This is a genomic window from Tsuneonella troitsensis, assembly GCF_001441535.1.
Lineage (GTDB): Bacteria > Pseudomonadota > Alphaproteobacteria > Sphingomonadales > Sphingomonadaceae > Tsuneonella > Tsuneonella troitsensis.
Window position 1 is genome coordinate 244,594 of record NZ_LMAU01000001.1, and the last position, 23,115, is coordinate 267,708.

The window sequence follows — 23,115 nt, forward strand, 5'->3', positions numbered from 1 at the left end:
CCATGAGCCAGATCGTAGAGTTCCCCGCAGCCAATCCGACAGGTGCGACGACCGGTGTGGTCGAGGGCCGCGCAGTCGGCGCAGGCGAAAGTCCCGCCATCGAACGCGTGTGGCACGCCGCCAACAAATACCGCATCGACATTGTCGTCATTCTCGCCCTGACTCTGCTCATTGCGCTGCTGGTGACGTTGCTCACAACCCCGCAATATACTGCTTCGTCGAGAATCGAGATCAGTCGCCAGCAAGAGCGGGTGACCAATGTCGAGGGCTTGCAGCCGGATACGGCCGGGCAGGACCTCGAATTCTATCAGACGCAGTATTCGTTGCTGGAGTCGCGCTCGCTGGCAGAGCGGGTCGTGCGCGCCGAAAAGCTCGTTTCGGACGATGCGTTCTTCGTCGCGGGCGGTGTCGATCCCAGTGTGGAGACTTCGCTCAGCCGCGCCGAACGCGAAAAGATCGCAACCGACATACTCATGCGGAACGTGGATGTCGAACCCGTGCGAAACTCTGCTCTGGTCGATCTGCGCTACACCAGTGCCGATCCCGAAATGTCGGCTCGCATAGCGAATGCGTGGGCCAATCAGTTTATTGAAGCCAAGCTCGCGCGGCGGTTCGATTCCACCGCGGACGCCCGCAAGTTCCTGACTTCGAGGCTGGAAGAGCTGCGTGAAAAGCTCGAACAGTCGGAACGTGACCTGGTGCGCTACGCGGCTGAAAAGAACATCCTGCCGATCGAGACGACGACCGATTCCGAGGGCCGGACGAGCGGGCAGCGCACACTGGCGAGCAGCAGCTTGGAAGCGCTCAATGCCGCGCTAACGAAAGCGACGACCGACCGTATTCAAGCCGAAGCCCGGCTTGCAGGGGCCGGCGCGAGTTCGGTCGCCGACACCGAGAGTGTCGCACTGCCCGGTTTGCGGCAACGACGCGCGGAAGTCGCATCGGAATACGCGAAGCTTCGCGCCCAGTTCGAAGACGGTTACCCGCCTGTGCAGGCTCTGCGATCGCAAATGTCTTCGCTCGATGAGGCGATCAAGCGGGAAGAGAGCCGCGTCGGTAGCGGTGTGCGCTCCTCTTACCGCGAGGCGCTCGCGCGCGAGCAAAACCTGCGCAGTCAGGTCGCTGCACTCGAAGACCGACTGTACCTCCAGCGCTCGGACTCGATCCAGTACAACATCTATCAGCGCGAAGTGGATACCAATCGCGAACTCTACGACGGACTCCTCCAGCGCTACAAGGAAATCGGCGTAGCCGGCGTAGGCACGAGCAACGTTGCCGTCGTGGATCCCGCAGAGATTCCCGAAGGACCGTCCAAGCCTGATCTGAAGCTGAATTTGGCGCTGGCCCTTCTTCTCGGCCTGGCGACTGCGATCTCCTACGTGTTCATCCGGGAGCAGGTCGATCAGAGCATCTCCGATCCTTCCGAAGTGCCAGGCATGCTCGGCATTTCCTTGCTGGGGCTCGTTCCCCGCTCGGACGAGGACGATGTGTCGGTGGCCTTGGCGGATCGCAAGTCCGACCTTTCAGAAGCCTATTCTTCGATCGCAACGAACCTGTCGTTCCTCACGGACCACGGGATTCCCCGCTCGATCATGTTTACGAGCACGGTCGCCAACGAGGGCAAGAGCACGTCCGCCCATGCGCTCGCCGAGATCATCGCGCGGCTTGGCCGGAGCGTTCTGATCGTCGATGCCGACATGCGGAATCCGACCGCGCACACGTTCTACGGTCTCGAAAACAAAGGCGGGTTGAGCAACTATCTGTCCGGCAATGCAGAACTCGACCAGCTGATCATGAAGCCGGAGAATTCGCGCGTGTCGGTCTTGGTCGCCGGACCCGCTCCGCCAAGCACTTTAGAATTGCTCAGCAGCAACCGCATAAAGGACCTAGTCCGCCAGCTGAACGGCCGGTTCGACCACGTGCTCGTCGACGGGCCGCCGATCCTGGGGCTGGCCGACGCGCCGCTCATATCGCGTATCGTCGAAGGCGTGGTGATGGCCGTCGAATTCGAAAATGCGAAGGTCCGCCGCATCAAGGATGCGATCGCCCGCCTCGAGGTGGCCCAAGCGCACATCTTCGGTGCGATGCTCACCAAGGTCGACAAACGCGGCCCGGCTTACGGCTACGGCTATGGATACGGCTATGGCAGCGATCGCGACGATCCGTTCAAATACGGAAGCAAGCCGGCCTGATCGGTCGGTCGTCCGGACGATCCTGTCATGAGCATGCGCCTGCGCTTCTTTGCCATCTTCGCGGTGGCTATCGGGCTGGCGACGGCAGCGGCGCTGGCATCGACTTCGGTGATCCTCGCCAAGCGCCTGCCAGAACGTGCAATCGATCTGCCGATCGTCGATGGGAACGCCTATGTAAACGGGGTCTTCAACGATGTTGCTTCACCCGATCAGAGCGGCAAGCGTTCAAGCCCCGCGGTTCTGCGCAATGCGGCGGTGCGAACTTTCCTGCGAGAACCGACGAACAGCAATGCCATCAGCTTGCTGGCCTTCACGAGCAATCTGAATGGCGACAAGACGGCATCCCGCGACCTGTTCGGCCACGCGCTAGAGCAGTCGCAGCGCAATCTCCTGGCGAACCTTTCTCTGATCGAGGACGCCAGCCAGAACGGCCGGATTGGCTTCATCCTCGAACGGTACGACGCGCTGCTGCGAACCGGCGGCGTCGCCTCGGAGACGCTGCTCGATGTGATGACGACCGCCATGCGAGAGGAGGCCATTCTCCCCCACATGCGATCGATGCTGGAAGCCCGGCCGCCCTGGGCCGAACAGTTCTGGCTCAGAGTGGCGCGGAGCCGCCCCGCACTCGCTAATGCCGCCCGGCTGCGCCTGGATTTGCTGAAGGATGGCTACGGAAATCCTGCGGGTAACGATGCGGAACTTGTTCGCCGCCTGGCAGACGATCAGCAGTACTCGTTGGCGTATCAGCTTTTCCGCAAGCTCGCTCCCGGTGGGCAGACTGCAGGCAACGCATTGCGGAATGCCGATTTCAGCGCCACACCCGCGTTCGTACCGTTCGATTGGAACACCTTCTCCGACGTTCGCTACGATGCGGAGGTCGATCCGGCAATCAAGGCCTTGGTGACGTCTACCGAATCGTCAAGAGAAACGCTGGTGGGGCGCCAGTTGGTCCGCTTGAACCCGGGCCGGTATGCGATCGGGATGAAGGTCCGCGATCCGCGAATCCTAAAGGATTACGCCACCCAATTGAAGATGCGCTGCGCCGGCGACGGCGGCGAAGCCACGCTGGGGACGGCCAAAACCCCCACGATAGGATCGAGCAACTTCGTCGTTTCGGCCGATTGCCCCTTCGTCTGGGTGGAGGTGTGGCTCAGGCATAGCGGCCCCGCGGGTACGACGCCTACCGACGATCTCGAAATCGCGAGGATCGACCTGGCTCTCGCTTCGGGTTCGGCATCGGCGGCGAAATCGACGATGCCGCAATGACCGCGACCGTCGATTTCGCCGCCGCAAGGCCGCCTTTGTCGCGGACGCTCGGAAGGGGGCGCCGGGCCTCGCTGGCATCGCTCCTGGCATTCCTGGTAGGCGCGGGCCTCCAGGTCGCCCTGTACCAGTCGCTGGCCCCCCTTCTTTTGGCGCTGGTCGTCTTGCTGCCGCCCGTGCTGTTCCTTTCCATGCGAGGGTCCGGCGACCGACAGGACTCGACGATTTTCGTTCGCAGCTTCTCGATCGGCCTGCTCGCGGCAGGGATCGCTTCGTATTATGCGATCGCGCTCTACGACCCTCTCCAGCTCGCATCCGACGCGTATTCGTTTTTCGACCTGTCCAGCCGAGCAGGCGCTGTCCGTTCTCTCCAGGATTTGCGGACGGTAACCGAAGGATCCGGGGCGGTCGTTCTTTGGTCGTGGTTCTACGACACTGCCGCTCTGCTGGGTTTCCCACGCGAGCAGTATGTCGGCATCACGATGAACGTTCTTATCGTCGCGATCGCCAGCGTCGTCTGCGCACGCAGCGCGCGAGAACTCTATGGGCATGACGATTACCGGTTCCAGCGCCTCACTCTCTTCATCAGCATTTCGGGCAATCTCTGGCTTCTTGCGGGAGTGCACCTGCGCGACAGCGTGATCTATCTTGCCATCGCGTTGCTGTCGCACTTCTGGATCCGCTATCTTGCCCGTGTCGAGACGGGTAAGCTGACCGCCGCCGTAGTGGTTACGCTTGGAATGATGCCAACTTTGCAGGTCCTACGCGCGGAATTCTTCTTTATCCCCATTATCATTGCCGCTATGGCGATGATCTCGCTCAATTTCTCTCGCGGCCGCGGCGACAGCCGGTTCATCATGCTGCTGTCCACCCTGCTCGGCTCGGCGCTCGTCGTGTTGGCCGTCGTCGTGTTCGGAGACGAGATCCAGCGCATGCTCCTCACCGGTCAGGACCAGTATTCGTCGGCGGCCAATCAGGAATCGCGATCCGGTTCGCTGGGCACCTCGCTGATCGTCAATCAGCCGTTCTATATTCGCCTTGCACTGGGCCTTCCCTACCTGTTCTACTTCCCGATCCCGGCTTGGAACGGGCTGGACAGCAACAGCGCCATTCCCTTCTTCAAGTCGCTGAATGCCGTCACGTTCTACGCGATTTCCGGTTTCGTTTTCGTCGGCATCTACCGCATTGCCCGCGACCCGAGGTTGCGCAGCCCCGCTTTCGTATTCGTATCGGCGACACCGGTCGTCTTGAGCGCGATTATCGTGATGACCAGCCTCGAAACGCGGCATCTCGCCGCGTTCATGTCGTTTTTCTTCCTCACCGGGCTGCTGCCCGACCTGCGCGATCCTGCGGATCGGAGTACGGTGAGACTGGTCCTGACGACCATAATCCTGGGCATGCTGCTGGTCCACGGTGCCTGGTTCGGTTTGCGCTATGCCTAGCGACGTGCGTGCCGAAGGCCGAAGTGCCCGCTATCGGATCGTCATGTTGATCGACGGCCTCGGATCGGGTGGAGCGCAACGACAGTTCACATATCTGTCGTGCGGCCTTGCCCGTCGCGGGCATGACGTCGCGGTGGCTGTCTATAACGATCAGGACCATTACGCCGATGCCATCACTTCAGCGGGAATACCGATCGCGAGGCTGCCGAAGCCCAGCCGGTTTTCGTTTCGTCCGGTGTTCGCTCTGGTGAAGCTGTACCAGGACCGCCGGGCGCAGGCTGTCGTCGCCTTCCTGCGCTCCCCCGCCGCGAAGGCCGAACTGGCGCGGCTGCTCGATCCTGCGATCAACGTGATCGCTGCGGAACGCTCGGTGTATCCGGAGCCGCGGCTGCCACTCCTGTTGCGGCTGACACACGGCCTGCATCGCCTCGCGACTTTCATCACGACAAATTCCCAACATCAACTCATTCGCATGAAGCGCTTGAGCCCCGGCAGCGCACGACGAATGACGTGCATCGCGAATGCGATACCGCTGCCGGCCAACGTTGCTGCGGTCCGCCCTCGGGTCGCGGAAAACCTGCGCATCCTCGCCATTTCCAGCCTTATGCCGAAGAAGCACAGCGTGATGGTCGCCGAAGCCCTTGCGCTGCTGCGGGACGAATACGGCATCACGGCATCCGTCTCTTGGCTGGGCGAAACTTTCGCCCATCTTGGTGAATACGGCGCATACCGCGAAACGTGCGCGACGATCGCGCGCCTCGACCTCGCGGATCAATGGACCTGGCTGGGCGCGCAGAAGAACGTCGACGATTTTCTCCTGGCTCACGACGTCTTGCTCCACTCCTCCAGTGTCGAGGGGTCATCGAACGCAGTGTGCGAGGCCATGGCGATCGGCCTGCCGGTCATCGCGGGGTCCATCGCCGATCACGCTTCCTTGCTCGAGGAAACGGGGGCCGGCCTCCTGTTCGAGAGCCATACTCCGCGTTCGATAGCAGCAACCGTCGCGCGCTTCTCGCAGCTGGACGCGGAGACGCGTGCAGCCATGGGCAAAGCGGGCCGGAGCATCATCGAAACCGAGTTCGCCGAAGCGCGGATGGTCGACCACTACGAAGCCCTGATAGCCGCTTCCATCGCGGGTCGAGGCATCCCGCGCGAGCTTACCGGACAGGAGGACCTTCGCGCATGTGCGGTCTGACCGGATTCTGGACGCCGAGCGGGTTCGACGAAGGCCACGCGCAGCGCCTTCTGGCGCCGATGGTCGGTGCGATCGCGAAGCGCGGGCCGGATGCCGAGGGCGTGTGGGTCGATGGGCGCGCCGGGGTCGCGCTCGGCCACCGGAGGCTCGCGGTGCTCGAACTGTCCGAAGCGGGCGCCCAGCCGATGGCATCGCGTTCTGGCCGCTATGTCCTGGTATTCAACGGTGAGATCTACAACCACCTCGCCTTGCGCGACGAACTTGCGCAGAATGGTGCCGCCCCGTCATTCCGCGGTCACTCCGATACGGAAACGCTGCTGGCGGGCTTCGATGCCTGGGGGATCGCATCGACCCTGGCGAAGTGCATCGGGATGTTTGCGCTTGCCTGCTGGGATCGATCGGACGGAGCGCTCCATCTGGCCCGGGACCGAATGGGGGAGAAGCCCCTCTATTACGGCTGGCAAGGTGATGGAGGCTCGCGAACCATGCTCTTCGGATCGGAACTGAAGGCGATCGTTCCGCATCCGTCGTTCGAGGCACGGATCGACGAAACGAGTCTCGGACAATACTTCGCCCGCCTGTGCGTACCGGGAATCCGCAGTATCTGGTCGGGCATCCGGAAGGTAGCGCCGGGCACGATCGTGCGGATGACCGCCGATGGCACGGAAGACGAACAGGTTTTCTGGTCTCTGGACGAAACGATCCGCGAAGGTGCGAGGCAACGGATCGGGGATCCCGACGAAGCCCTGAATTTGGTGCACGAAAGCCTCGCGAACGCCATCGAGAGCCAGATGATCTCCGATGTTCCGCTCGGTGCCTTTCTGTCCGGGGGGGTTGACAGCTCGCTCGTGGTCGCGCTCATGCAAAGAGCGAGCTCGTGCAAAGTCAAGACCTTCTCGATCGGCTTCGAGGACAGCGAGCATAACGAGGCCCATCACGCCCGGGCCGTCGCCGACCATCTGGGCACGGATCACGCCGAGATGCTCGTCACCTCGCGAGACGCCCAGTCGGTAATTCCCGACCTTCCAACCATATATGACGAGCCCTTCGCCGATTCGTCGCAAATCCCGACGCTCCTCGTTGCCGGTTTCGCGCGCCGTCACGTGACCGTGGCCCTCTCGGGCGACGGTGCGGACGAGCTGTTCGGTGGCTACACACGTTATGGAAAGGCGCTGGCCGCCTGGAACCGCATCCAGGCACTCCCGCCGTTCCTGCGCAATCTGGGCGCATCGGCGGTCTCGGCCGCGGCCCCTCTCCTTCCCAGCTCGGTTGTGCGCGCGGGATCGGCGGCGGGCGCGGCGGATCTGGCGACGATGTACGGCCGGTACACGGATCACACAGTGGGCTTTTTCTCGACCGCGGCGGAGACCCGCGATGCGCCGCTGCCTGGAGGCCTTGCCCCTGCCGAGACACTCATGGCGCGCGACCAACGGACTTATCTGCCCGACGACATCCTCGTAAAAGTGGACAGGGCGGCGATGGCCGTCAGCCTGGAGACGCGCGCACCGTATCTCGACGCGCGAGTGGTCGCCGCGAGCTGGCGTCTCCATGCCGACATCAAGCGCCGAATGGTCGACGGCGTGGTCGTCCCGAAATGGCCGCTTCGGCGAATCCTTTACCGCTACGTTCCGCGCGAGATCATTGAGCGCCCCAAGCACGGGTTCTCGATCCCCATCCAATCGTGGTTGCGCGGCTCGCTGCGCGACTGGGCCGGCGATCACCTCTCGCACGATGCACTACGCGGCAGCGGCTTGATCGACGCTAAGAAGACCGGTGCGCTGTGGGATGCCCATCTGGCGAGCCGCGCCGATCACGGCGAGCTACTATGGGCGATCCTCATGTTGCAGGCGTGGCTTTCCCAGAACTCCCGTCCGGCGTTGCGAAACGGCAGCACCCGGGTATGAAACCCGGCGAACCCGCCTCGCATCATTCGACGTTGCCGGTTCTGGTGGTAGCGCCCGATCCAGCATCAGGGCGGGCACGGCAGGCCGGGGGCCTCGTCACGCGCTCGATCGGATTGGCCCACTATGCGCGACGGCGGGGCAGGCGGATCGACTGGATCGATACCTCCCAGAACAATTTTCCCCCTCCGAGCGCGGTCGTGCGAACGGGCCGGGCGGTCCTGCGGATCATCACGTTCGCTTGGCGCACGGTGACGCGCCGTTATGCCGGCGCCATCGTCTTCGGCGGGGCCGGGGCCGGGTTCTTCGAACGATCGGTGATGGTACTTATCGGGCGTGCGGCCGGATTGCGCACGGCCCGCTTCATCGTCGATGGCAACATGCTCGGATTCTATGAGCGTCACTCCGCTATCCGGCCGATCATTGATCGACTTCTGCGGGCTGCGGACATAGTCGGATTGCAGGGGGATTCGTGGCGCCCCTTTTATCGCAGTGCCGGTGTACCCGACCAGCGGATGCAGGTCGTCCCCAACTGGTATCTGCCTCCGCACGGCGAAACCTCGCCCCGATCTCCCCGGTCAAGCGGGCCGGTCCACTTCGTCTACGTCGGTTGGCTCATTGCCGAAAAGGGGATCCGCGAACTGCTCGCAGCGGCACGTGTACTCGCCGCGCGCAACGCCGACTTCCGGCTTACCATCGTCGGCGGCGGTGACTTGCTCGGGGAAGCGGAAGCGGCCACCAACGAGCCGGCGTTCCGCGACCGTGTCGTCGCCCCGGGGTGGCTGGATTCCGAGCGCGTGCGGGTGCAACTGGCGCAAGCCGACGTGCTGGTTCACCCGTCCTATGCGGAAGGTCTGCCCAACTCCCTTCTCGAAGCGATGGCCTCGGGGCTAGCCGCAATCGCCACGCCGGTCGGGGCCATTCCCGATGTCATAGAGGAAGACGCGAGCGGCTTTCTCGTCGAACCGCGCGATGCGGCGAGCTTGGCCGATGCGATGCAGCGATACTGCGACGACCCGTCCATGGCATTCCGGCATGGTCTGCGCGGCATGGAGATCGTCGCCACACGGCACGATCTCGACACGAATTGCGGGCTGCTCTTCGGTCTGCTCGACGATGACAAGGCGGGGCGGTAGGGACGGTCGCTCCCACCGACCGAAACCGCCGACCGACAATCCGGAGAAATGCGCGCTAAATGACAATGCTGATCGACATAATCGTGGGCGCGCGGCCCAATTTCGTCAAGATCGCCCCGATCATCGCGGCAATGCGAGCCCGTGCCGACGCGGGCGCCGATATCGCTTGGCGCTTGATCCACACGGGGCAACACTACGACCCCCGCCTGTCTGGCTCCTTTTTCGAGCAACTCAGCATCCCCGAACCGGACCACAACCTCGAGGTCGGCTCGGGCACCCAGGCCGAACAGACCGGGGCGATCATGATCGGGTACGAACGGATTCTGCTCAAAAGGAAATCCGATCTCTGCCTGGTCGTCGGCGACGTCACGTCCACCATGGCTTGCGCTATCACCGCCCAGAAGCTGCATGTTCCTGTCGCCCACGTGGAGGGCGGCATCCGGTCGGGAGACTGGACCATGCCGGAGGAAATCAATCGGCTCGCCACGGACGCGGTGACGGACTGGTTCTTCACGACGAGCGAGACCGCGAGCGAGGCGCTGCGCCAGAGCGGTGCGCCAGCGGCTGCGATATATTTCGTCGGCAATACCATGATCGACACCTTGCTCGCCAATCGGTCGCGGTTCGCGCCTCCGGATTGTTGGGAAACGCTCGGCCTTAGTGACGACGGCTTCATCGTGGTGACAATGCATCGTCCGGCCAACGTCGATCAGGTCGAAAGCCTAGCGCGGACCTTACGGGAAATCGGAGAGAGTGCACGCGGCCTTCCCGTCGTGTTTCCGGTCCACCCCCGCACCGCGAAGACACTGGCGGGTGTCGCCAGGCTGCCCACCAATATCCACGTCGTGGAGCCGCTCCCCTACCTCGAGTTCAACTATCTCGTCGAACGGGCGCGGATCGTGATAACCGATTCCGGCGGGATTACCGAGGAAGCCACCGTCATGGGTGTGCCCTGCATGACCTTGCGCGATACCACCGAGCGACCCGAGACGGTGACCATCGGGACCAACGAACTGGTCGGCACCGACCCGGGCGTTATCGCGCCGTGGCTTTCGCGCCTGTTCGATTCCGGATGGAAGCGCGGATCGGTTCCGCCATTGTGGGATGGCCGCGCCGGCGAACGGATCGTTGACGCGCTGCTCGCCCTGCCCGACCGCGCCACGATGCGGCGCCCCGGGAGGTCCGCCCGGCCCACTCCCGCGCATTAGTCCCGAGACGCCGACAAGGTGTTTGAATTTGCGGGCTTCGTCGCTATCAGGGCGCCCAATTCCATGGAAAGACGATGACAGCGGAACCGCTTACTTTTGGCCTGGTCGGATGCGGCCGCATTTCAGCCAAGCATATCGAGGCCTTGCAGGCGCATCGCGAAGACGCGACGATTACGGACGTGTGCGATATCGATCCGGCGGCGCTGGCTGCCGCGGTTGACGCAACCGGGGCCACCGGTCATGCCGGCCTCTCCGAGCTGCTGACGAACGGGCGCTGCGATACGGTCGTCCTGTGCACTCCGTCGGGCCTCCACCCTTGGCAGGCGATCGAGTGCGCCCGGGCAGGTCGGCACGTGGTAACTGAAAAGCCGATGGCGACCCGCTGGCAAGATGGCTTGGCGATGGTCCGCGCTTGCGACCAAGCGGGCGTCAAGCTGTTCGTGGTCAAGCAAAATCGCAAGAACCGGACCCTGCAGCTCCTTAAGCGCGCGGTGACTGACCAGCGGTTCGGGCGCATCTACATGGTAAATGTCAATGTCTTCTGGACCAGGCCCCAGGAATACTACGACAGTGCCGACTGGCGCGGAACGTGGGAAATCGATGGCGGCGCCTTCATGAACCAGGCAAGTCATTACGTCGACTTGCTCGACTGGCTGATCGGCCCGGTGGCGAGCGTCAACGCGATGACCGCCACGCTTCAGCGCAACATCCAGGTCGAAGATACCGGCGTACTCAACGTCCGATGGCGATCAGGTGCGCTCGGGAGCATGAACGTGACCATGCTGACCTATCCCAAGAACCTGGAAGGTTCGATCACCATCTTGGGCGAGAAGGGATCGGCTCGCGTTGGCGGGGTTGCGGTCAACGAGATCCAGTTGTGGGATTTCGCCGACGAGCGCGACTACGATGCGGAGATTGGCAATGCCAACTACGCCACGGAGAGCGTCTACGGGTTCGGGCACGCCGCGTATTACGACAATGTCATCGCAACATTGCGCGGACGCGTGGACGCGGAAACCGACGGGCGCGAGGGTCTCAAGTCGCTCGAGCTGCTGATTGCGACGTATATGTCGGCGCGGGATGGGCGCACCGTATCCCTGCCCCTTGAGTATTGACGGCTGCGATGACTGCGACAATCCACGAAAGCGCGATCGTCGACGCGGGCGCGTCGATCGGCGAAGGCACTCGGGTATGGCATTTCTGCCACGTGTCGTCCGGTGCCGTGATCGGACGCGGCTGTTCGTTCGGACAAAACGTCTTCATCGCCAATCGCGTCGTCGTCGGTGACAACGTGAAAGTCCAGAACAACGTCTCTATCTACGACAACGTGACGCTGGAGGATGACGTCTTCTGCGGCCCGTCGATGGTCTTCACGAACGTATACAACCCCCGCAGCCACGTCAGCCGCAAGGACGAATATCGCGATACCGTGGTCCGCCGCGGCGCGACGCTGGGGGCTAATTGCACGATCGTTTGCGGCGCGACGATCGGTCGATACGCGTTCGTCGGGGCTGGCGCGGTCGTGAATGCCGATGTGCCGGATTTTGCGCTGATGGTCGGCGTACCTGCGCGGCGGATCGGTTGGATGAGCGCGGCGGGCCTGCGTCTCGACCTGCCGCCCAGCGGTGAAGGGGAAGCGACCTGCCCGGACACGGGAGCGAAATACCGTCTCAACGGCGATCGTCTCGAGGAGATCGCGCCGTGAACCTCCCATTCATAGACCTGAAGAGCCAGTTCGAAGCCATCGAACCGGAAGTTCGCCGCCGGATGGACGCGGTGCTGGCTCACGGACAATTCATCATGGGGCCCGAGGTGGCCGAGATGGAACGCGCGCTCGCCGATTTCGTCGGCGACGGGCGCACATGCATCAGCTGCGCCAGCGGTACGGAAGCCCTGCTGATTGCGATGATGGCGCTGGGGATCGGCCCGGGCGACGAGGTCATCACTACGCCGTTCACCTTCGTCGCTACAGGCGAGATGATCGCCCTGCTCGGTGCCGTGCCGGTTTTCGTCGATGTGAGGCTGGAAGACGCGAACATCGACGAGCGACTGATCGAGGCGGCGATCACCGAACGCACGAAGGCGATCATTCCCGTCAGCCTCTACGGCCAGCCAAGCGACATGGTCGCGATTGAGGCGGTCGCCGGGCGGCACGGGATAACCGTGATCGAGGATGCCGCGCAAAGCTTCGGAGCCGAACAGGGGGGGCGGAAAAGTTGCGGCCTTTCGCGTATCGGCACGACGAGCTTCTTTCCGTCCAAGCCGATCGGTTGCTACGGCGACGGCGGGGCGATCTTCACCGATGATGGCGATCTGGCCCAAGCGATGCGTGAGATCCGCGTGCATGGGCAGAGCCAGCGTTACGTCCACACCCGTATTGGGGTCGGCGGGCGCATGGACACCCTGCAGTGCGCGGTGATTCTCGCCAAGCTGACGCGGTTCGAGGCAGAGCTCGAGGCTCGTCGGGAAATCTCGGAGCGCTATCTGGAGGGCCTCGCCGGGCTCGACCCCGCGCTGCGGCTGATCGAGGTAGGGGACGACCGCAAGAGCGTATGGGGCCAGTTCACCGTGCGCGTCAGCAATCGAGAGGCGCTGGTCGAGTCTTTGGCGGCGGAAGGGATTCCAACTGCCGTGCACTATCCCGTCCCGCTCAACGAGCAGCCTGCCTACTTGTCGTTTGCCAAGGGCGGCCCTACGCCGAATGCACGCGAACTCGCCCGGACGGTGATGAGCCTTCCGATGAGCGCCGACCTGTCGATGCAGGATCAGGGGCGGGTCATCGCCACTATCAAGAGGACTTTGGATCAATAATGGATATCACCGGCAAAAAGCTCGTCGTCGTCGGCGGCGCGGGGTTGATCGGCTCGCATACGGTCGACCGCCTGACGCGCGAAGACGTGGGCGAGATCGTCATTTACGACAATTTCACCCGGGGTAGCACCGGCAATCTCGAAAACGCGCTCAAGGATCCGCGTGTCAGGGTCTACGATATTGGCGGCGACATCACCCAGCCGGATATCCTGGAAAGCGCGTTCCAGGGCGCGGACGGTGTGTTCCATTTCGCAGCGCTGTGGCTGCTCCAATGCCACGAGTATCCGCAGAGCGCGTTCAAGGTGAACGTGGAGGGAACTTTCAACATCCTCCAGGCATGTGTCGCCAAGAACGTCTCGCGGCTGGTCTATTCCTCGTCCGCCAGCGTCTACGGGGACGCGGTGAGCGAGCCGATGGGCGAAGACCATCCGTTCATGAACAAGAACTTCTACGGAGCCACCAAGATCGCCGGCGAAGCCATGGCGACGGCGTTTCATCACCGCTACGGGCTCGATTTCGTCGGCCTGCGCTACATGAACGTCTACGGTCCCCGCCAGGATTACCAGGGCGCGTACATCGCCGTGATCATGAAAATGCTCGATGCGATCGATCGCGGAGAAGGTCCGACGATCATGGGCGACGGATCCGAAGCGTTCGACTTCGTCGCGGTCGAGGATTGCGCTTATGCCAACGTGCAAGCGATGAAGTCCGCTGCCACTGCGCAGTTCTACAACGTGGGCACCGGCAAGCGTACCAGCCTCAAGGAAATCGCCGAGAAGCTGCTGCACCTCACCGGGTCGAACCAAACGGTCAACTATGCTCCGCGCAGCCAGGCGACGCTCGTGCGCAACCGTATCGGCGACCCCGCCAAAGCTTCGCGAGAAATCGACTTCACGGCACAGATCGATCTCGACGAGGGCCTGCGCCGCCTGATCGACTGGCGCGCTACCCACATTGAGGCGGTTGAACATCGACGCGCCAAGAGTCGTTCTTGAGCCCATACGCTCCCTAGGAAAAAGCACGCGTCATGAATGCCACCCGTACCGTCCATATCGCACTGCCCATGATCGGGGAGGAGGAGCGCCGAGCGGTCCTTGAACCTCTGGAGAGCGGCTGGCTGACCCAGGGTCCCAAGGTCGCGGAATTCGAACGTATGTTCGCTGAGCGGCACAGGGTTTCCACCGCGTTGGCGACGACCTCGTGCACCACCGCCACGCATCTGGCGCTCGTCGCCGCGGGCATCGGGCCGGGCGACGAGGTCATCGTGCCTGCGTTCACCTGGGTGTCGACCGCCAATGTCGTCGTCCATTGCGGAGCGACCCCTGTCTTCTGCGACGTACGGACGAGCGACTTCAACATCGATCCCGCACAGATCGCCGAGAAGGTGACCGACCGGACGAAAGCGATCATCCCAGTTCACCTGTTCGGGATGGTCGCTGACATGGATGCGGTGAAGGCGGCGCTGCCAGAGCACGTCATCGTCATCGAAGACGCTGCTTGCGCCGCGGGCGCCGCCTACAAGGGCACTCCGGCCGGTGGCCTCGGACACATGGGCGCGTTTTCCTTCCATCCGCGCAAGTCGGTCACGACCGGCGAGGGCGGCATGCTGACGACGAACGACGACCGGCTGGGCGAGATAGCCGACCGGCTGCGCAATCACGGTGCCAGCATTTCGGAAGAGCAGCGCCATCATGGGCCCAAGCCTTACATCCTTCCGGAATTCGACCTGTGCGGCTTTAACTATCGCATGACCGATCTGCAGGGCGCGGTCGGTGTCGAGCAACTGAAGAAGCTCGATGGCTTCATTGCCGAACGCGATCGCCGCGCGGCCTGGTTCGCGGAGCAGTTGGCCGACATCGAATGGCTGCGCACGCCCGAGGTGCCGAACTGGGCCAGCCACGCCTGGCAATCCTACGTGACTTATGTGGAGCCCGAGCGCGCACCCATGCCGCGAAACGCTATGATGGACCGGCTGAAGGAGCTCGGCGTGGCCACCCGTCCGGGCACCCATGCCGTCCATATGCTCGGATACTATCGCGAGAATTTCGGGACTCATCCGGATCAGTTTCCCGGAGCGCGGGACAGCGACGCCAATTCGATGGCCATCCCGCTGCACAATCGAATGGGCTCCGATGACTACGACTACGTCGTCGAGGCGTTGCATTCGATCGGGGCGTGATCCCGGTCGGTCGCGATGATGCGAGAATCCCACTTTTCCATGCCGGTCGCAGTTCGCGACATGGCGGTTTCAGCTAAAGGCAAGGCACCATGTGCGGGGTAGCGGGCGTACTTCACCTGGACGGCGAACCCGCATCGCCTGTCGCGGTAGAAGCGATGGCCAAGGCGGTGCGGCACAGGGGGCCGGATGGCGAAGGGCAGTGGTGCGAAGGTCCGGTCGGCCTGGGACATCGCCGTCTGGCCATCATCGACCTCTCGCCGCTCGGGCGCCAACCAATGATCTCGGCCGATGGTCGGCTAATCATCAGCTATAACGGCGAAGTCTACAATTTCCGCGAGCTTCGGACCGAGCTCGAAGCCATGGGCTACGCCTTCCGCTCCGACACCGACAGCGAGGTGGTGCTCAACGCCCTGCACGCCTGGGGCGAGGCGGCACTGTCGCGCTTCAACGGAATGTTCGCGCTGGCGCTGTGGGACCGCTCGGCGCGCACCCTGACGCTCGCGCGCGACCGGTACGGAATCAAGCCGCTCTATTGGGCGCATTTCGGAGACACATCCCTGTTCGGGTCCGAACAGAAGGCGATCATGGCGCACCCCGCCGCCCGCCCGGCGCTCGATCGGTCCGCGCTGGTCGAGTACTTCACCTTCCAGAACATCTTCACCGATCGGACCTTGCTGGAGCAGGTGCGGATGCTGCCGCCCGCCACCGTGGCCACGATCGGGCTCGACAAGGGCGCGTCGCTGACACAGCGATCCTACTGGGACTATCGCTTTCGCGAGCCCGATGGCCCCGTCGATCCACGGGCCTATAGGGAAGAACTCGACCGGCTTCTGCGCCAGGCGGTAACGCGCCAACTGGTGAGCGATGTCGAGCTCGGTTCATACCTTTCGGGCGGAATGGACTCGGGCACGCTGACGGCGCTTGGGGCGCGCCAGTTTCCCAACATGAAAAGTTTCACCTGCGGTTTCGACATCTCGTCGGCCTCAGGGCTCGAGCTGGCTTTCGACGAGCGCGCCAAGGCCGAAGCGATGAGCGCGCTGTTCCGCACCGAGCACTACGAGATGGTTCTCAAGGCGGGCGACATGGAGCGTTGCCTCCCCGACCTGGCATGGGCGATCGAGGAACCCCGGGTCGGTCAGAGTTATCCCAACTTCTACGCTGCCAAGCTCGCGAGCAAATTCGTAAAGGTCGTGCTTTCGGGCGCGGGCGGCGACGAATTGTTCGGCGGATATCCATGGCGATACTATCGCGCCGTCAACTGCGAGAGCTTCGACGAATACGTCGATCATTATTACGGGTTCTGGCACCGCCTGATCGCTTACGAGGATACAGAGGCGCTGTTCTCCCCGATCGGCGATGCCGCCAAAGATGTAGATCCGCGCCAGATTTTCCGCGGCGTGTTCGCCACCCACGACAACGATCTCGACAGGCCTGAGGACTTCATCAACCATTCGCTGTATTTCGAGGCCAAGACCTTCCTGCACGGTCTCTTCGTGGTGGAAGACAAGCTGTCCATGGCGCACGGCCTCGAAAGCCGCGTTCCGTTCATGGACAACGATCTCGTCGAATTTGCGATGGCGTGTCCGGTCGGACTGAAGCTCAACAATCTGGCCGAGGTAATCCGGATCGACGAGAATGAGCCAGCCGACAAGCAATCGGCTTATTTCCAGAAAACGAAAGACGGCAAGCAGATCCTTCGCGACGTCATGGCGAACTACATTCCCGCCGAGATCACCGGCGCAGCGAAGCAGGGCTTCTCCGCCCCCGATGCCAGCTGGTTCCGCGGCGACAGCATCGAGTTCGTCCGCCGCAAGCTGTTCAACTCGAATTCGCCCCTCTACGATTTTCTCGACCGCGCCACCGTGCAGCGGATCGTCCAGCGCCATCTCGACGGAGAGGAAAACCGCCGACTGTTCATCTGGTCGCTGCTCAATGTCGATGCATGGATGGAGCGGACGCTGTGATCGACCTCCTCGAAAAACTAAAATCGTTCTGGAGCGGCCGTCGCGCAGAAGTGAATTCGCGCTTCGAACGAACGTTGCCCTTTGGCGATTACGTCGTGGATCGGTGGGAAAAGGCCGAGGCCCTCGGTTTCGGCAGCGGCACGTCGATTTACGACAGCGCCCATGTCTTTGGACCGGTTTCGGTCGGGTCGAACACCTGGATCGGTCCCTTTACCGTGCTCGACGGATCAGGCGGATTGTCGATCGGCGACAACTGTTCGATTTCGGCAGGGGTGCAGATCTACTCGCACGATACCGTCGACTGGGCGGTCAGCGGCGGAACAGCCGATTATGTGCGTAAGCCGACCACCATCGGCAACAGATGCTACATAGGGCCCAACAGCGTCGTCGCGATGGGCGTGACTATCGGCGACGGGGCAGTCGTCGGCGCGAACAGCTTTGTCAATCGGGATGTCGCCAGCGGTGCGCGCGTCGCGGGAAATCCCGCCCGTCCCATCGACCGCTCCGCCGAACGCCAAACCGGTGACGCCGAGGGGCCTTCTGAGGTGGCGCCCCCCAATCACATCGGATCCGTATCACATGACCAATGAATTCGCCGACCGGCTGCAAGCCGTCATTTCCGTGGAGATCGACCGCTCGGGCAATTTTAGCTCGATCGTCGAGAGTTCGGAAGCGGCCAACCAGCAGCAGACCAACGAGGTATTCACCGAAAAGTGGGAGAAGTACGGTTCGACGCAGGAACTGGAGAAGTTCTACGCCTTCCAGCGCCGCTGGTACCTGGATCTTTACGGCTTCGCGGATGAGGCGGCTCTCGCCGCGCACTTGGCTGATGCACGCGTTATCCTGGATGCGGGATGCGGGCTCGGCTACAAGGCCGCGTGGTTCGCCGAACTGGCACCTCACGCGCTCGTGATCGGGATGGACTTTTCGGCCGCCGCGCAACAGGCGGCGCGATTGTTCGGCGATCGCAGCAACCTGTACTTCCTGCGCGGCGACATCGCCAACACGCTCTTGGCGACCGGTTCGGTCGACTACGTGAGTTGCGACCAGGTCATCATGCATACCGAGGATCCCGACGCCACTTTCGCCGAGCTCGCGCGCATCACCGACCCGCGAAATGGCCAGTTTGCGTGCTATTTCTACGCAAAGAAGGCGCTGCCCCGCGAACTGCTCGACGATTTCTTCCGGCTCCACTGCAAACAGGTCTCGAGCGAGCAATTGTGGGAGATGTCGGAGCAGTTGACCGAGCTCGGCAAGCGACTGAGCGCGATCGACGCTGAGATCGATGTACCGGCAATCCCGTTGCTCGGCATCAAGGCCGGCACGATGCCGATCCAGCGCTTCATCTACTGGAACTTCCTCAAATGTTTCTGGAACGAGGAGCTCGGCTGGGATACGTCTCTGGCCACCAACTTCGATTGGTACAGCCCGAGCAATGCTCGGCGCTTCAGCGAAAGCGAAGTTCGCGATTTGGTGGCCGCAACCGACATGTCGATCGTCCAGATCCACGTCGAAGAAGCTGCCTTCTCGGGGCGCTTTCGCCATGCGACAGCATGACAATTGCACGCCTGTTCTGCGGGGCGACGGCCAGGCGACAACGCTGGGCAAGCCGCAGGTCATCGTCACCGGCGATGTCGACTGGGCGTCGGACGCGCTGATCGAACGCTTTTGCGACGACCTGCTCGCGCGCGGGATAAGGCCGACGTTGTTCGCCACTCACCGAAGCGATCGCCTGCGAAGCTATGTCGATGCCGATGCGATTGACATCGGCATCCATCCTAACTGCTTCGACGGATCGGACCAAGGCAAAGACGCCGATGAGGTACTTTCGTTTCTGCTCGGCCTCTATCCCGAAGCTACGATCAGCCGGTCGCACGGCTATTACGATAATTCGCGATTCGCGGCGCGGGTGTTTGCCCACGGACTGCGATACGACAGCAACACCTGTCACATCGGTCTGCCGGCTATCGCTCCAATACCGATGTGGACGGGAATCACGCGCTTGCCGGTCTTTTGGGAGGACGACATCCATTGGGCTCAGGGCAAGCGCTTCGTCATGGATCAAGCTTTTCGCGAGACGCTGACGACGCCGGGGCTTAAGATCCTTGATATTCACCCGGTCCATTATGGATTCAATGTCGACGGTGCGGCGCACTATGAGGTGATCAAGGCCATGACCTGCACCGCAACACATGACGACCTTCGTCGACATGCCAACGCGGGCCCGGGCGTAGCAACATTTCTGACTAGCATCTTTGACTGCCTCGACGACGCTAAGATCGCCGTCACCAGCTTTCGCGATTGGAAGTCGCGGTTCGAATCGATTAGCACTTGCGCGTCAATTTGGAGCCCACGATGAAAATCAACGAGATGACGACCGTTGCATGCGAGGAGCGCATTCGCGACGTGGACTTCGACAGCTTCGGCATGATTGGCGACCGCGGACGTCGAATTTTCGCACCGGTCGGGACGGCGGCGCAGCTTGCCGCAGCGATCGCCAATCCCGATGTCGTTGCGGTGGCATGCTTGCCCGAATGGGCCGAAACGGTGCCTGCCCATATGGGACTGTGCGTAAGCCCCGCGCCGTTGGCGTTTGTTTTCCGGAATCACATCGCGGCTTGGGAACGCGGGGATTACAGACGCAATGCACTGACCACCATTGCCCCGGGAGCCAGCGTTCATCCCAGCGCCTTCGTGGCCCCAGAGGACGTAGTAATCGGCCCGGACAGCGTAATTGGCCCACTGGCAGTGATCGAGCGCAACTCGATCATCGGGGCCTGTTGCGTTATCGGTCCGGGCGTTGTCATCGGCGGTAATGGGTTCGAAGTGCGCGAGGTCGATGGTCGCCAGCGCACGATCCCGCACGCCGGTGGCGTGGTGATCGGCGATCGGGTTGAGTTGCAGGCCAACACCTCGGTCACCCGTTCGCTGTTCTGGGGCGCGACGGAAATCGGTGCAGATAGCGCAACCGACAACCTCGTGCACATCGCGCACAATGTGAAGATCGGCCAGCGCTGCCGACTGGCGGCCGCGGCGATGATTGCCGGTTCGACGACGCTGGGTGACGATGTGTGGGTGGGGCCCAATGCCACAGTCTCGAACGGGCTGATTATCGGCGACGGCGCCCACATCACGTTAGGTGCAGTTGTCACAAAGGATGTGGTTGCCGGCCAGCGTGTCACCGGCCACTTTGCAGTCGAGCATCGTCAGTTTTTGCAGTTCTTCCGCACCATGAGAGCGCCAGCGTGAGCGAGCAAAGTCACGGCCTTCAGGCGAATGTACAAATATGCGCCCGCTGCATCTATGACGAGCGTGTTCCTTCAATCAGCTTCGATAACGAAGGCGTTTGCAATTACTGCCACCTAATCGACGACATGAAGGAGATGTTCGGCACCGGAACGCCCGCCGGCAAGCTGAAGCTTGAGAACACATTCGAACAGATCAAACGTGACGGGCACGGTAAGCGCTACGACTGCGTGATAGGCGTTTCAGGCGGTACCGATTCTTCGTTCATGTTGCATCTAGCTAAAGAGCAGGGGCTGCGGCCGTTGGCAGTCCATTACGATAACACTTGGAACAGCGCGATCGCGACGCAAAACCTTCACAAGGTTCTTAAAGCGCTCGACATCGACCTTGCCACCAAGGTAATGCACAACAAGGAGATCGACGACATCCATCGCTCGTTTCTCTTCGCGGACTTAGCCGAGCTAGAGGCGCCGACCGATTTGGGCGCGGCTGAATATGTCTATCGCGCGGCAGCACAGCACGGTGTCAAATACATTCTCGAAGGCCATTCATTCGTCACTGAGGGCATCTCGCCGCTCGGCGACAATTATTTTGACGGTAAGTTCATCCAGTCGGTCCACGCACAGTATGGGCGACTGCCGATGAAGACGTACCCGCTGATGACATTTGCCAATTTCATGCGTTGGACGGTTTTCAGCCGGATCAAGAAAATCCGGCCGTTCTGGTATCTCGATTATTCGAAAGAGAATGCTCGAGCCTTTCTGCAATCCAACTTCGACTGGGAATATTACGGCGGGCACCATCTCGAGAACCGAATGAGCGCGTTTCTTCACAGCGTCTACTTGCCGGGCAAGTTTGATCGCGATTGCCGCAACAACACGCTGGCCGCACTGGCTCGCGAAGGCGCGACGACGCGCGAGCAAGCATGGCGCGAATATAACCTGCCGCCGCACGTCGAGGAGAACATCGTTACATACTTCGTCAAACGGATGGGCCTTTCACGTGGCCAGTTCGACGACATCATGGCGCGCCCGCGTCGCAACTGGCGCGAATTTCCCAGCTACAAGCGACGCTTCGAATTGCTGCGTCCACTTTTCTATTCGCTTGCTAAGGCCGAGTTGGTGCCAATGAGTTTCTATCTTAAGTATTGCTTTCCGTTGCCGCAGACCGGCGGGGCTCGATGATATGACGGAAAACAAACCGATCATCGGGATCGTCGACTACGGGGTGGGTAATTTGGGTTCGGTGCGCAATATGTACCGGCGGATCGGCATACATGCCGAGATTGTCGACACGCCTGCGGCTATGCGCGGCTGCGCGAAGCTAATTTTGCCCGGTGTGGGCTCCTTCGACCGCGCGATGGAAAGGCTGGAAACCTCGGGCCTGCGCGAGCCGCTGGACGAAATGGCACTGCACCGGAAAGCCCCGGTCCTCGGCATATGCCTCGGCATGCAAATGCTCACCCGCGGGAGCGAAGAGGGGGAGCGCCCTGGTCTGGGTTATATCGCTGCCGAAGCGCGGCGCTTTCCGCGCAATCTCGGGCTCAAGGTGCCCCACATGGGATGGAACCTCGTGCGAGCATCCACCCCATCGCCCCTGACCGCCGGTTTCGAAGACGAGACGCGGTTCTATTTCGTGCACAGTTACTTCGTCACCGTCGATCGGCCCGAGGTTTCGATGATCAAGTGCACGTATGGCATCGAGTTCGACGCGGGCATCGCCTCTGGCAATGTTTACGGTGCCCAGTTTCATCCCGAAAAGAGCCATCGGTTCGGTCGCGAATTCTTCGCTGCGTTCGGAGCGCTCTGAGATGTTGCGTACGCGCGTGATCCCCTGCCTGCTGGTGCGAGACGGTTCGCTGGTCAAGACGCGCCAGTTTGGCCGGTTCGAATACGTCGGCGACCCCGCCAATACGTGCCGTATCTTCAACGAATGCGAAGTCGACGAATTGGCTATCGTCGATATTCTGGCAAGCGTGGAGGGCCGTGGGCCCGACTACCGCATGCTCGAGGAGGTGGCGGAAGAATGCTTCATGCCGGTCGCCTACGGGGGCGGCATCGCGACCGTAGATCAGGCGGAGAAGGTCCTGCGCTTGGGCATGGAGAAGATTATCGTCGGGACGGCCGCACACAGGCAGCCTGGGCTACTCGGCGGAATCGCCGGCGCCTTCGGCTCCCAATGCGTCGTGGCGGCATTGGATGTGCGCCGCGTCGGGCATGAGCGTTACGCATGCTTCGCGCGGTCGGGCTCGGACAACACGGGGGTCGATCCCGTAAGTTGGGCGAGAAAGGTCGAAGAGTTGGGGGCCGGTGAGATCCTGCTGACGTCGATAGACCGCGAAGGCACCTGGTCCGGCTTCGACATCGAACTCGTTCGCTCCGTGAGCGAAGCCGTGACGATTCCTGTTATCGCGCATGGCGGCGCGGGCACGCTGTCCGACCTGTCCGAAGCCGCGAAGACCGGCGGTGCCTCGGCGGTCGCCCTCGGCAACATGGTCGTCTTTCAGAAGAAGGACATGGGAGTGCTCGTGAACTTTCCCGAGCATCCACTTCTGGAAGCGGCGTTAGGGCACTGAAAA

At 62.2% G+C, this 23,115-nt stretch carries 20 protein-coding genes; all 20 read left to right on the forward strand.

All coding sequences use genetic code 11. The features are described from left to right. Window positions 1–2: 2 nt before the first annotated feature. The 20 genes from AR323_RS01200 to AR323_RS01295 all read left to right on the forward strand — a co-directional run bounded on the left by AR323_RS01200 (window position 3) and on the right by AR323_RS01295 (window position 23,112). Window positions 3–2,192 (forward strand): GumC family protein, encoded by a 2,190-nt coding sequence (locus AR323_RS01200; RefSeq protein ID WP_057882116.1) that lies wholly within the window; start codon window positions 3–5, stop codon window positions 2,190–2,192. A gap of 27 nt (window positions 2,193–2,219) precedes the next feature. Further along, window positions 2,220–3,458, forward strand: coding sequence for a hypothetical protein (locus tag AR323_RS01205; RefSeq protein ID WP_057882117.1), 1,239 nt, complete (start codon window positions 2,220–2,222; stop codon window positions 3,456–3,458). Further along, window positions 3,455–4,897, forward strand: coding sequence for a hypothetical protein (locus AR323_RS01210; protein ID WP_057882118.1), 1,443 nt, complete (start codon window positions 3,455–3,457; stop codon window positions 4,895–4,897). Before AR323_RS01205 ends, AR323_RS01210 begins: the two co-directional genes overlap by 4 nt. Before the next feature lie 4 nt (window positions 4,898–4,901). Continuing rightward, window positions 4,902–6,092: a glycosyltransferase gene (locus tag AR323_RS01215; protein WP_161808700.1), complete on the forward strand. Its 1,191-nt coding sequence runs from the start codon at window positions 4,902–4,904 to the stop codon at window positions 6,090–6,092. Further along, on the forward strand, window positions 6,080–7,996 hold the full coding sequence (gene asnB / locus AR323_RS01220) for an asparagine synthase (glutamine-hydrolyzing) (protein WP_057882120.1): 1,917 nt from the start codon (window positions 6,080–6,082) through the stop codon (window positions 7,994–7,996). The genes AR323_RS01215 and asnB (AR323_RS01220) overlap by 13 nt, the downstream gene beginning before the upstream one ends. Next, entirely contained in the window at window positions 7,993–9,129 is a 1,137-nt protein-coding gene (locus AR323_RS01225) for a glycosyltransferase family 4 protein (protein WP_057882121.1), read from the forward strand. Before asnB (AR323_RS01220) ends, AR323_RS01225 begins: the two co-directional genes overlap by 4 nt. A 59-nt stretch (window positions 9,130–9,188) precedes the next feature. Then, window positions 9,189–10,337, forward strand: a complete 1,149-nt coding sequence (gene wecB / locus AR323_RS01230; protein WP_200956656.1) for a non-hydrolyzing UDP-N-acetylglucosamine 2-epimerase — start codon at window positions 9,189–9,191, stop codon at window positions 10,335–10,337. A gap of 74 nt (window positions 10,338–10,411) precedes the next feature. Further along, window positions 10,412–11,452 (forward strand): Gfo/Idh/MocA family protein, encoded by a 1,041-nt coding sequence (locus tag AR323_RS01235; RefSeq protein WP_057882123.1) that lies wholly within the window; start codon window positions 10,412–10,414, stop codon window positions 11,450–11,452. 8 nt (window positions 11,453–11,460) lie between these two features. Then, complete coding sequence (locus AR323_RS01240; protein WP_057882124.1) at window positions 11,461–12,042, forward strand: acyltransferase; 582 nt, start codon at window positions 11,461–11,463, stop codon at window positions 12,040–12,042. Then, complete coding sequence (locus AR323_RS01245; protein ID WP_083495179.1) at window positions 12,039–13,148, forward strand: DegT/DnrJ/EryC1/StrS family aminotransferase; 1,110 nt, start codon at window positions 12,039–12,041, stop codon at window positions 13,146–13,148. The genes AR323_RS01240 and AR323_RS01245 overlap by 4 nt, the downstream gene beginning before the upstream one ends. Beyond that, window positions 13,148–14,143, forward strand: coding sequence for an NAD-dependent epimerase/dehydratase family protein (locus tag AR323_RS01250; RefSeq protein WP_057882125.1), 996 nt, complete (start codon window positions 13,148–13,150; stop codon window positions 14,141–14,143). The genes AR323_RS01245 and AR323_RS01250 overlap by 1 nt, the downstream gene beginning before the upstream one ends. Before the next feature lie 32 nt (window positions 14,144–14,175). Further along, entirely contained in the window at window positions 14,176–15,327 is a 1,152-nt protein-coding gene (locus AR323_RS01255; protein WP_057882126.1) for a DegT/DnrJ/EryC1/StrS family aminotransferase, read from the forward strand. A gap of 89 nt (window positions 15,328–15,416) precedes the next feature. Continuing rightward, window positions 15,417–17,291 (forward strand): asparagine synthase (glutamine-hydrolyzing), encoded by a 1,875-nt coding sequence (asnB, locus tag AR323_RS01260; RefSeq protein WP_057882127.1) that lies wholly within the window; start codon window positions 15,417–15,419, stop codon window positions 17,289–17,291. Then, complete coding sequence (locus AR323_RS01265) at window positions 17,288–17,881, forward strand: acyltransferase (protein ID WP_200956657.1); 594 nt, start codon at window positions 17,288–17,290, stop codon at window positions 17,879–17,881. The genes asnB (AR323_RS01260) and AR323_RS01265 overlap by 4 nt, the downstream gene beginning before the upstream one ends. Continuing rightward, complete coding sequence (locus AR323_RS01270) at window positions 17,871–18,848, forward strand: class I SAM-dependent methyltransferase (RefSeq protein WP_057882128.1); 978 nt, start codon at window positions 17,871–17,873, stop codon at window positions 18,846–18,848. The genes AR323_RS01265 and AR323_RS01270 overlap by 11 nt, the downstream gene beginning before the upstream one ends. Further along, window positions 18,835–19,650: a polysaccharide deacetylase WbmS family protein gene (locus AR323_RS01275; RefSeq protein WP_057882129.1), complete on the forward strand. Its 816-nt coding sequence runs from the start codon at window positions 18,835–18,837 to the stop codon at window positions 19,648–19,650. Before AR323_RS01270 ends, AR323_RS01275 begins: the two co-directional genes overlap by 14 nt. After that, window positions 19,647–20,540 carry a UDP-3-O-(3-hydroxymyristoyl)glucosamine N-acyltransferase gene (locus AR323_RS01280; protein ID WP_057882130.1) on the forward strand — a complete coding sequence of 298 codons (894 nt, stop codon included), beginning with the start codon at window positions 19,647–19,649 and terminating at the stop codon, window positions 20,538–20,540. The genes AR323_RS01275 and AR323_RS01280 overlap by 4 nt, the downstream gene beginning before the upstream one ends. Beyond that, window positions 20,537–21,721 carry an N-acetyl sugar amidotransferase gene (locus AR323_RS01285; protein WP_057882131.1) on the forward strand — a complete coding sequence of 395 codons (1,185 nt, stop codon included), beginning with the start codon at window positions 20,537–20,539 and terminating at the stop codon, window positions 21,719–21,721. The genes AR323_RS01280 and AR323_RS01285 overlap by 4 nt, the downstream gene beginning before the upstream one ends. Window position 21,722: 1 nt before the next feature. Continuing rightward, window positions 21,723–22,346: an imidazole glycerol phosphate synthase subunit HisH gene (gene hisH, locus AR323_RS01290; RefSeq protein ID WP_235510411.1), complete on the forward strand. Its 624-nt coding sequence runs from the start codon at window positions 21,723–21,725 to the stop codon at window positions 22,344–22,346. Between the two features lies 1 nt (window position 22,347). Continuing rightward, on the forward strand, window positions 22,348–23,112 hold the full coding sequence (locus AR323_RS01295) for an AglZ/HisF2 family acetamidino modification protein (RefSeq protein ID WP_057882132.1): 765 nt from the start codon (window positions 22,348–22,350) through the stop codon (window positions 23,110–23,112). Window positions 23,113–23,115 lie beyond the last annotated feature (3 nt).

Coding starts and splice junctions, on each gene's coding strand:
- AR323_RS01205 (WP_057882117.1), top strand. CDS start 2,220: ATGAGCATGCGCCTGCGCTTCTTTGCCATCTTCGCGGTGGCTATCGGG.
- hisH (WP_235510411.1), top strand. CDS start 21,723: ATGACGGAAAACAAACCGATCATCGGGATCGTCGACTACGGGGTGGGT.
- asnB (WP_057882127.1), top strand. CDS start 15,417: ATGTGCGGGGTAGCGGGCGTACTTCACCTGGACGGCGAACCCGCATCG.
- AR323_RS01270 (WP_057882128.1), top strand. CDS start 17,871: ATGACCAATGAATTCGCCGACCGGCTGCAAGCCGTCATTTCCGTGGAG.
- asnB (WP_057882120.1), top strand. CDS start 6,080: ATGTGCGGTCTGACCGGATTCTGGACGCCGAGCGGGTTCGACGAAGGC.
- AR323_RS01240 (WP_057882124.1), top strand. CDS start 11,461: ATGACTGCGACAATCCACGAAAGCGCGATCGTCGACGCGGGCGCGTCG.
- AR323_RS01225 (WP_057882121.1), top strand. CDS start 7,993: ATGAAACCCGGCGAACCCGCCTCGCATCATTCGACGTTGCCGGTTCTG.
- AR323_RS01210 (WP_057882118.1), top strand. CDS start 3,455: ATGACCGCGACCGTCGATTTCGCCGCCGCAAGGCCGCCTTTGTCGCGG.
- wecB (WP_200956656.1), top strand. CDS start 9,189: ATGACAATGCTGATCGACATAATCGTGGGCGCGCGGCCCAATTTCGTC.
- AR323_RS01275 (WP_057882129.1), top strand. CDS start 18,835: ATGCGACAGCATGACAATTGCACGCCTGTTCTGCGGGGCGACGGCCAG.
- AR323_RS01250 (WP_057882125.1), top strand. CDS start 13,148: ATGGATATCACCGGCAAAAAGCTCGTCGTCGTCGGCGGCGCGGGGTTG.
- AR323_RS01280 (WP_057882130.1), top strand. CDS start 19,647: ATGAAAATCAACGAGATGACGACCGTTGCATGCGAGGAGCGCATTCGC.
- AR323_RS01235 (WP_057882123.1), top strand. CDS start 10,412: ATGACAGCGGAACCGCTTACTTTTGGCCTGGTCGGATGCGGCCGCATT.
- AR323_RS01200 (WP_057882116.1), top strand. CDS start 3: ATGAGCCAGATCGTAGAGTTCCCCGCAGCCAATCCGACAGGTGCGACG.
- AR323_RS01255 (WP_057882126.1), top strand. CDS start 14,176: ATGAATGCCACCCGTACCGTCCATATCGCACTGCCCATGATCGGGGAG.
- AR323_RS01295 (WP_057882132.1), top strand. CDS start 22,348: ATGTTGCGTACGCGCGTGATCCCCTGCCTGCTGGTGCGAGACGGTTCG.